Below are 9,765 nucleotides of genomic sequence, written 5' to 3' on the forward strand. Positions count from 1 at the left end.
AGGGGTCGGGCGCGGTAGCTCCTATTGAGGAAGCTCGATTTCGGCTTCCGACGGGATGCGGAAGTAGGTCTCGGTCCAGTCGGTGAGTTTGTGCTCGAGCTCGCGGGTGATGGCGCCGTCGAGCATGCGCCAGGTCCAGTTGCCGCCCAGCGTGGCAGGGGTGTTGATGCGCGCCTCGTTGCCCAAGTTGAGCAGGTCCTGCATGGTGTAGATGCACGTGTCGCTCACGCTGGCGGCGATGGTGCGATTGAGTGCATCTGCCATGGGTTCGCCGGCCTGCTGATGGGTGTACAGGGCTGCCTGCTCGCGCTGACGCGGGGTGGCCGTTCCCTCAAACCAACCGCGCGCCGTCTCGTTATCGTGGGTGCCCACATAGGCGACGGTGTTGGCGATGTAGTTATGCGGCAGGTAGTACGAGTTGGTGCCCTCAAAGGCAAACTGCAGGATCTTCATGCCGGGGAAGCTCGAGTTGTCGCGCATGTCGATGACGCCGGGGGTGAGGAAGCCCAGGTCCTCGGCGATGATGGGCAGCGTGCCGAGCTTTTCCTCGAGCGTCTTGAAGAACTTGAGGCCGGGACCCTGCGTCCACGAACCGTAGGACGAATCGGGCGAGGAGAACGGCACCTCCCAATAGGCCTCGAAGCCGCGGAAGTGATCCAGGCGGATGACGTCGTACATGTCGAGGGCGGCGCGAATGCGGCCCTCCCACCAGGAGAAGCCGTCGGACTCCATGGCGTCCCAGTCGTAGATGGGGTTGCCCCAGTACTGGCCGGTGGCCGAGAACTGGTCGGGCGGCGTGCCAGCGACGCTCACGGGATTGCCGGCGGTGTCGATCTTAAAGAGCTCAGGCGTCGCCCACATCTCGACGGAGTCACGCGAGACATAGATGGGCAGGTCGCCGATGATGAGAATGTCGCGCTCGTTGGCATAGGCCTTGAGGCGGCTCCACTGGCGATCGAAGAAGTACTGCGTCATCTGGTGGTAGAGCATACGCGCCGGATGGTCGGCGCAGACCTTGGCGGAAGCCTCGCCGCGGGTGCGGAGCTCCGCGGGCCACTCCCAAAACGCCTTGAGACCGCACTCCTCTTTGACGGTCATGAACTCACAGTAGGGGATGAGCCAGTCCTCGTTGGCCTGGATAAAGTCATCGAAATCGGCCGGCTTGTCGGCAGCAAAGCGCTCGGCGGCGCGGTCGAGAATCTGACGGCGGCCGCCAAAGATAGCACCGTAGTCGACATTGCTGGGGTCGGATCCCAGATACACGCCATCGATATCGCGCTGCTCCAGATACCCTGCCTCGATAAGCTCGGCAAAGTCGATAAAGTTGGGGTTGCCTGCGCGGGCCGAGAACGACTGATAGGGCGAATCGCCATAGCTGGTCGTCGTAAGGGGCAGAATCTGCCAGTAATGTTGTTTGCACGAGGCGAGAAAATCGACGAAGTCGTAGGCATTCCAGCCAAAGCCGCCGATTCCGTATGGTCCGGGCAGAGATGAGACGGGCATGAGGACGCCGCTTGCACGCTCCATGAATGCGCTCACCAACCTTCTTGTTGTGGGGTCGGCCTGCCGATGGGTATGCAGTCCGCCTCCGATGTTCTGATTCGATACGCCTATTGTAAAACATGTTGTTTAAACATGTACAGGCAAGATAAAAAAGTTGGTCGATTTTCGGCGAATGGCTACATGCCATGAAAAAGCCCCGACCTCACAACGTGAGATCGGGGCAAGAACGGTATGTAGGTTTTTTCTACTCGGCGTCGGCGAAGCCGTTGGGGTTGTGGCTCTGCCAGTTCCAGCTATCGCGGCACATGTCCGCGATGTCGTACTGGGCCTTCCAGCCCATCATGCGCTCGGCCTTGGAGGCATCGCACCAGTTGGCAGCGATGTCGCCGGCGCGGCGCTCGCGGATCACGTAGGGCAGCTCCTTGCCACAAGCCTTGGAGAAGGCGGCGACGACCTCGAGTACCGAGGTGCCGGTGCCGGTGCCCAGGTTGAAGATCTCGACGCCGGTCTTGCCGTTCATCCAGTTAAGGGCGGCAACGTGACCAGAGGCCAGATCGCACACGTGGATGTAGTCGCGCACTCCGGTGCCGTCGGGGGTGGGGTAGTCGTTGCCAAAGACCTGAACGGCCTCGAGCTTGCCCACGGCGACCTGGGCGACATAGGGTACCAGGTTGTTGGGGATGCCCTTGGGGTCCTCGCCGATCAGGCCCGACGGATGAGCGCCGATGGGGTTGAAGTAACGGAGCAGCACGACGTCCCACTCGGGGTCGGCGGTGTGGACGTCCATAAGGATCTGCTCGATCATCCACTTGGTCCAACCATAGGGGTTGGTCGCGGGCTTCTTAGGATCCTCCTCGGTGACGGGCGGGTTGTCCGGGTCGCCGTAGACGGTCGAGGAGCTCGAGAAGATGATGGACTTGCAGCCATGGTTGCGCATGACGTCGATGAGCACCAGGGTGTTCTCGATGTTGTTGTGGTAGTACTCGACGGGCTTGCTCACCGACTCGCCGACGGCCTTAAAGCCGGCAAAGTGGATGACGCGGTCGATCTGATGGGTATCGAAGATCTTGTTCATCGCATCGCGGTCGAGCACGTTGGCCTCGTAGAAGGTGAGGTTCTTGGCGGCCTCGTCGCCCACGATGGTCTTGACTCGGTCGATGGCGACGGCGCTGGAGTTGGAGAGATCATCGACGATGACGACCTGGTAGCCACCCTCGAGCAGCTGAACGACGGTGTGCGAGCCGATAAAGCCGGCGCCACCGGTAACGAGGACGCAGGTGTCTTTGGGGTCGAGTGCTTTGGACATTTAGTCTCCTATCGAATCAGGAACACTTCTAGAGGGGAGTATAGCGCAGGCGGGGACGCCCAAATGGTGCACTGGAGGAAAAGCAGAGGATTATGTTAACGTACTCATAATAAGAGCTTGCTCAATTGTTACCTCAAATTTGACAATTGCTTACGAGCCGCCGACCTTGTAGTTTCCTGCCGTTCGTGGAAATCGTTGGGACGCGCCATATGTACGCTAATATGTATGAGTTGAGCGACATATAAATAAGCATGTAACGGAGTACATATGTCACCAAACAGCGATTCCATCCTTTCCCAGGAGCTCTCGCGCCGCACTGCCCTTAAGGCCCTGTTCGGCGCCGCTTCTGCGGCAGTTCTTTTTGGCCTGCCCACTCGCGCCCATGCGGCGGAGGCTTCCAAAGAAACCACCGATAAACTGAATGCCGCCCAGGCCCAGCTCGACGAGGTTCAGGCCCAGCTCGACAGCATCGCAAATGAGTATGCGGCGCTGGCCAACAAGAATGCCCAGACCCTCAACGACATCGAGAATGTCCAGGGCAAGATTGACGACACGCAGGCCCAGATCGATGAAAAGAAGGCCGAGCTCAAGAAGAAGCGCAACGACCTTTCCGATCGCGTGGCCGCCAGCTACAAGTCCGGCGGCACGAACATCCTGTCGCTGCTGCTGGCCTCTGGCTCGTTTGAGGAACTCGTCGCCAACGCGCATTACGTTGAGAAGATCAACAAGAGCGACCGCGATGCCATCGAGGATATCCAGACGATTCAGGCTGAGCTCGACGCACAGAAGACCGAGCTCGAAGCACAAAAGGCCGACCTTGAGAAACTCAAGGACCAGCAGACGGCTCAGATGCAGGATATGCAGGCCAAGCAACAAGAAGTCCAGACCGTGCTGAACGGTCTTTCCGACGACGTCAAGGAGCTCATGGCTCAGCGCGATTCCGAGATCCTCGCTGCCGCCCAGGCTGAGGAGGCCGCTAGGAAGGCGGCTGCGGCAGCCGCGGCCTCTGCGAACACGGGCTCTTCTTCGGGTGGCTCGAGCTCGGGTGGCGGCTCGTATGCCGGCGGCACCCCGCAACAGACGGGCGGTTCGGGCAAGCAGCAGGCCGTCGTCAATGCGTGCTACTCGACGCCTTCTCCCGGCCAGGGCTGGTGCGCTGCCTGGGTTACCAACGTCTTCCGCAATGCCGGCGTGGGCTATTTTGGCGGCAACGCGTGTGACATGTTCAACGCCTGGTGCTATAGCTCCGACCGCTCGGCGCTGCAGGTGGGCATGATCGTGGCCGATTCCTCGCACAGCGGCACGGGTGCTCCGGGCCTTATCTACGGTCATGTGGGTATCTACGTTGGCGGCGGCATCGTTATGAGCAACGAGGGTGCCATTACGTCTAAGTCGCTTGATTCGTTTATTAGCTTCTATGGTACTGGATCTGGCGTGCGTTGGGGCTGGCTTGGCGGTATTGCGCTGTCGTAACGGCGGTTTGAAGTAAGTTGGTCCGTGGCTGCCCGGAAGGCATTAGGTTGCCTGCTCGGACAGTCCTGCTCGCACGGAGAGCACATTAAGTGCTCTCCGGCTCGTGCGGAACTCGCGATCAACCTAATGCCTTCCGGGCAGCCACGGACCTCTCGGATCCAATGCGTCACACACCGGACTGGTTGTCTGAATAAATATGGCGAAGGCCCCTTTCGGGGCCTTCTTTTTTATTAGAGGAATTCGCCTACTCGGTGGACTTCGGGTTCTAGGTCTACGTCGAATTGGTCTTTGACGGTTGTTTGGATGTGGCGGATGAGTTCGTCGACATCGGCGGCGGTGGCGTGGTCGGCGTTGACGATGAAGCCGCAGTGCTTTTCGCTCACCTGCGCGCCGCCGATGGCGTGTCCTCGCAGGCCGGCGTCCATGATGAGCTTGCCGGCAAAGTAGCCCTCGGGGCGCTTGAAGGTGGAGCCGGCGCTCGGCATGTCGAGCGGCTGCTTGTCCTCGCGGCGCTGGCGGTAGTCATCCATGTCGGCCTTGATCATCGCGGCGTTGCCCGGGGCGAGATTGAAAGTGGCCGAAAGCACGATGAAGCCGTCGTCGGCGATGCGGCTCTTGCGATAACCCAGGTTGAGCTCGTCGACATCGAACTCGATGATGCTGCCGCTACCGCGGGTACCGTCGTCAAGCATGCGGGCGGGCTTGTAGACGCGCACGGACTCCAGCACATCGGCCATGCAGGCACCGTAGGCACCGGCGTTCATGTAGCAGGCGCCGCCGACCGATCCGGGAATGCCCGAGATGGGCTCCATGCCGGTGAGACCGGCCTCGGCTGCCGCCGCGGCGACATCGGAAAGCAAGGCGCCGGCTGCCGCCGTGACGTGCGTGCCGTTGACCGTAATGTCGGAGAGGCCCTCGCCCAGCGCTACGACGACGCCGCGGATGCCCTTGTCGCCGACGAGCAAGTCGGAGCCGTTGCCCACGATGGTGAGTGGCAGGTCGCAGCGATAGCAGGTATCGAGCGTGGCGACGAGGCCCTGCTCGGTATCGGGCGTGACAAAGACGTCGGCCGGGCCGCCGATCTTAAACGTGGTGTGCTCGCGCATGGGCTCGCTCATCAGCACGTTGTCCTCGCCGGCAACGCCAGCGAGCGCGCACAGCAGGTCCTCGTTAAAAAAGTCGTTCTCGTGCATACGAATATCCGCCTTTTGGTGGTCGTTGTCATCAATCGATTGCAATATACCCCACCCGGACGGATTTGGTGCGCTGGCGGCGATAAAATAGCCGTCCACCGGATTGGTAAAGTGTTTATCACCGAGGTAGAGGGGTAGTCGCTATACTTTCAAGAGATTGCGCGTAAACCCGGAAGGAGCGAGATGGCCAACAAAGTCACCCTCAAGCAGATCGCCCAGGAGGTGGGGCTTTCCCCCTCGTCGGTCTCGCTTGTTCTTAATAATCGGCCCTGTCGCATCTCGGAAGAAAACCGCAAGCTCATCAAAGAGGTCGCGGCGCGCAACCACTATGTTCCCAACCAGATTGCGCGCAGCCTGGTCATGCGCGAGTCGCGCACGCTGGGCCTTATCGTCCCTAACATCGAGAGCCGCTTTTTTGCCTCGCTCGCCGGTAGCCTGGAAAAGCGCTGCCGCGAGGACGGCTATGCGCTCTTCATTACCAGCTCGGGCGGCAGCGCCGATGACGATCTGGAGCTGCTGCGCCAGCTGGTGACGCGCGGCGTTGATGGCGTCTTTCTGGTGGTGGGTGACGAGTTCTCCGACGACCGCGCCCTGCGCGAAGAAGTCAGCCACCTGCCCATCCCGGCGGTAATGGTCGACCGTGCCATTGAGGGACTCGAGTGCGACAAGGTGATGTTCGATCACGAGATGGGCGGCTACATGGCCACCCGCTATCTGATCGAGCAAGGTCACCGTCGCATCGCCTGCTTGGTTAATGCCCGCCGTTCCAATACGGGTCGCAAGCGACTTGCCGGCTATGAGCGCGCGCTGCGCGAGGTTGGCCTGCCGATCGACGCGCGTTTGGAGTTTGAGAGCGAGTACTACATTCCGAGCGCATACGAGGCCTCGGAGGCAGTGCTCGCAACTGACGCCACTGCCGTGTTCGCAAGCTCGGATAACATTGCCCTCGGTTTGCTCAAGCGTTTGCACGAGATGGGGAAGAGCATCCCGGGCGATATCTCGGTGGTGAGCTATGACAACTCGGCGGCCGACGTTCTCTTTGAGCCGGCGCTGACCGCGATTGAGCAGGACCCTGGTGTCCTTGCGGAGCATGCTTTTGGCTGCATGTCCAAGCGTCTTGCCGGTAGGGGCGGCAGGCGTGCCGAAGAGGTCGTTCTGGAGCCGGAGCTTATCGTTAAGGACAGCGTGCTCGAGCTTACTAAACACAACTAAACACGTTTATCAATTTGCAGAGACCGAATGTGGAGCACCTGTGACGTGCAATGCCGCAGGTGAATGTCGCGTTTTGCTAATCGATGGGATTGATAAGGGTGGTAAAACGTTTTTTCACCATGATAAAACGTTTTAGCAAATATACTAGTCCCAACGAAAGGTTGCCGTATCGGAGGGCGACCGCACAGCGAAGGGACATAAACAATGGCTAAAACACTGGGGACGCCGTGGCAAAAGCTGGGCCACGAGGTGCCGGCTTCCGAGCTCGAGGGCGTCGACCTGTATTGGCGCGCATCGAACTACCTGTCCGTCGGTCAGATCTACCTTCGCTCTAACCCGCTAATGCGCCCCGACTTTGTCGACGAGAAAACCGGTGAGGTGCGCGACTTCGGTCGTCCGGACGTTAAGCACCGCTTGGTTGGCCACTGGGGCACCACGCCCGGCATCAACTTCCTGTTCGGTCACGTCAACCGTCTGATCGCCGACCACAACCAGAATGCTATCTTCTTGATGGGCCCTGGTCACGGTGGCCCCGCCGGTACTGCTCAGTCGTTGCTCGACGGCACCTACCGTGAGATCCGCCCCGACATCACCAATGACGAGGCCGGCTTGCAGAAGTTCTTCCGCCAGTTCTCTTATCCCGGCGGCATCCCGAGCCACTTTGCGCCCGAGACGCCCGGTTCCATCCACGAGGGCGGCGAGCTCGGCTATACGCTCAGCCACGCTTACGGTGCCGTTATGGACAACCCGAGCCTGTTGGCCGTGGCCGTGGTGGGCGACGGCGAGTCCGAGACCGGTCCGCTCGCGACTTCTTGGCAGTCCAACAAGCTCGTGAATCCGGCAACCGACGGTATCGTTTTGCCGATCCTACACCTCAACGGCTACAAGATCGCCAACCCCACCATTCTCGCCCGCGTGTCCGACGAAGAGCTCACCAAGTTCTTTGAGGGCATGGGCTATAAGCCGCACTTCTTTGTCGCCGGCTTTGACGACGAGGGCCACGCAAGCATTCATGCGCGTTTCGCTGCCCTGTTTGAGCAGGTCTTCGATGAGATCTGTGACATCAAGGCCACCGCGCAGGCCCAGGCCGCCGCAGGCGAGACCGTGGTCCGCCCGGCCTATCCCATGATCGTGTTCCGTACGCCCAAGGGCTGGACTTGCCCCAAGCACATCGACGGCAAGAAGACCGAGGACTCCTGGCGCGCGCATCAGGTGCCGTTGGCGAGCGCCAAGGACACCCACGAGCACTTCCGCGTGCTGCGCGAGTGGCTGCGTTCCTACAAGCCCGAGGAGCTCTTTACGCCCGAGGGTCAGGTGCGCCCCGAGGTGACGGCCTTTATGCCGACCGGCGAGCTGCGCATCGGCGCCAACCCCAACGCGAACGGCGGTAAGGTGCGTCGCGAGCTCGAGCTGCCCGATATTCATGCCCACGAGGTCCCCGTCGCAACTAAGGGTCATGGCTGGGGCTCCACCGAGGCCGCCCGCGTCTTTGGTGAGTACACTGCCGACGTTCTGGCCAAGAACATGGATGACTTCCGCATCTTTGGTCCCGACGAGACCGCGTCCAACCGCCTGCAGGCTGCCTACAAGGTGACCAAGAAGCAGTGGGACGCCGGCTTCTACGAGGACGAGGCCAACGACGAGCTGCTGGCAGGCTCCGGTAAGGTCGTCGAGCAGCTGTCCGAGCACCAATGCGAGGGCTTCCTCGAGGCCTACGTGCTCACTGGCCGTTCCGGCGTGTGGAGCTCCTACGAGAGCTTTGTCCATGTGGTCGACTCCATGGTCAACCAGCACTGCAAGTGGCTCGAGGCTACCAAGCGCGAGATTCCGTGGCGTGCCCCCATCAGCGGCCTTAACATTTTGCTGTCGAGCCACGTCTGGCGTCAGGACCACAACGGCTTCTCGCATCAGGACCCCGGCTTTATCGACCTGCTGCTCAACAAGGCCAACGACACACACATCGTAAACGCCTACTATCCGGCCGACGCCAACATGGCTCTCGCCGTGGCCGAGCGCGTCTACCAGTCCACCGACTGCGTCAATGCCATCTTCTGCGGCAAGCAGCCCGCTCCGACCTTCCAGACGGTCGACGAGGCCAAGGCGGAGCTCGCCGAGGGCGTTGCGACCTGGGAGTGGGCATCGACCGCCAACTCGCTCGCCGAGGCCGACGTCGTGGTCGCCACGTGCGGTGACGTACCGACGCTCGAGGCCCTGGCTGCAACCGATATGTTGCGCGAGCTGGGCATTAAGGTGTGGTTCGTCAACGTGGTCGACCTGCTCAAGATCCAGAACGTCTGCGAGAACGACCAGGCTATCAGCGATGAGCGCTGGGCTGAGCTGTTCGGTTGCGGCGAGAAGCCCGTGCTCTTCGCATTCCACGCCTATGCCGGCACGATCCGCCGTCTGATTTGGAACCGCCCCGGCCACGACGCCTTCCGTGTCCACGGCTACGAGGAGGAGGGCTCCACGACCACGCCGTTCGACATGCTGCGCCTGAACAACATGGACCGCTGGGCGCTTGCCGCCGACGTGGTGCGCATGGTCGACGCCGATAAGTTTGCCGAGCAGATTGATAAGTGGGAGGCCTTCCGCACCGAGGCCTTTGAGTTCGCGTGCGACGAGGGCTTCGATCACCCGGCCTTTACCGACTGGGTCTGGCCCGACGCCGCAGCCGCAACCGCGGCCGACGGCGCGCTTTCCGCAACGCAGCTAACTGCCGGCGACAACGAATAACTTAGTTACGCGGTTTTACCAAACCGCGTAATAGCTCGACGCTGCGCGGGTCCCAGGCACCCCATCTCGCCGTTCAAACCGTCGCTCGCGTACATAAAGTACGCGTCGCTCCTCTTTCACGGCGACCTGGGGCACCTGGAACCCGCTCGCTGACTTTTGTGCAACCAGCGGCGAGCGGTTGCTCGGGGAGCGCTTGTGCTGGACGGTCTCGCGCTGGGGCCTTGCCCGCCGGGCAAGGCCCTCTCGACCGTTTCAATATGCGGGGGGCTGATTCTTTTTAATGTAATAGGGACTTTGCTCACGCTGCCTTGTGGACCGTGCATCCAACTATGGTCAGCCAGGGTT

The 9,765-nt window shown here is 61.0% G+C and carries 6 protein-coding genes; 3 read left to right on the forward strand and 3 right to left on the reverse strand.

Annotation, left to right across the window (positions count from 1 at the left end; genetic code table 11):
• Positions 1-21: 21 nt before the first annotated feature.
• The gene (malQ, locus tag ACEG18_RS09480) at positions 22-1,539 is read right to left on the reverse strand and encodes a 4-alpha-glucanotransferase (protein WP_372542538.1); all 1,518 of its coding nucleotides are present in this window, start codon (positions 1,537-1,539) and stop codon (positions 22-24) included.
• Between the two features lie 208 nt (positions 1,540-1,747).
• Positions 1,748-2,809: a UDP-glucose 4-epimerase GalE gene (gene galE / locus ACEG18_RS09485; RefSeq protein ID WP_117655924.1), complete on the reverse strand. Its 1,062-nt coding sequence runs from the start codon at positions 2,807-2,809 to the stop codon at positions 1,748-1,750.
• Between the two features lie 267 nt (positions 2,810-3,076).
• Between galE and ACEG18_RS09490 the strand changes: the two genes are divergently transcribed.
• The gene (locus tag ACEG18_RS09490; protein ID WP_372542539.1) at positions 3,077-4,282 is read left to right on the forward strand and encodes a coiled-coil domain-containing protein; all 1,206 of its coding nucleotides are present in this window, start codon (positions 3,077-3,079) and stop codon (positions 4,280-4,282) included.
• A gap of 230 nt (positions 4,283-4,512) precedes the next feature.
• Here ACEG18_RS09490 and murB read toward each other — a convergent pair whose 3' ends face one another.
• Positions 4,513-5,475 carry a UDP-N-acetylmuramate dehydrogenase gene (murB, locus tag ACEG18_RS09495; protein ID WP_372542540.1) on the reverse strand — a complete coding sequence of 321 codons (963 nt, stop codon included), beginning with the start codon at positions 5,473-5,475 and terminating at the stop codon, positions 4,513-4,515.
• Positions 5,476-5,658: 183 nt separating this feature from the next.
• On the opposite strand from murB, the gene ACEG18_RS09500 reads away from it, so the two are divergent.
• Positions 5,659-6,687, forward strand: a complete 1,029-nt coding sequence (locus ACEG18_RS09500) for a LacI family DNA-binding transcriptional regulator (protein WP_089573627.1) — start codon at positions 5,659-5,661, stop codon at positions 6,685-6,687.
• A 204-nt stretch (positions 6,688-6,891) separates the two neighbouring features.
• Entirely contained in the window at positions 6,892-9,420 is a 2,529-nt protein-coding gene (locus ACEG18_RS09505; protein ID WP_372542542.1) for a phosphoketolase family protein, read from the forward strand.
• The last annotated feature ends 345 nt before the right edge of the window (positions 9,421-9,765 follow it).

This window comes from Collinsella aerofaciens (genome assembly GCF_041537385.1).
GTDB lineage: Bacteria > Actinomycetota > Coriobacteriia > Coriobacteriales > Coriobacteriaceae > Collinsella > Collinsella aerofaciens_BV.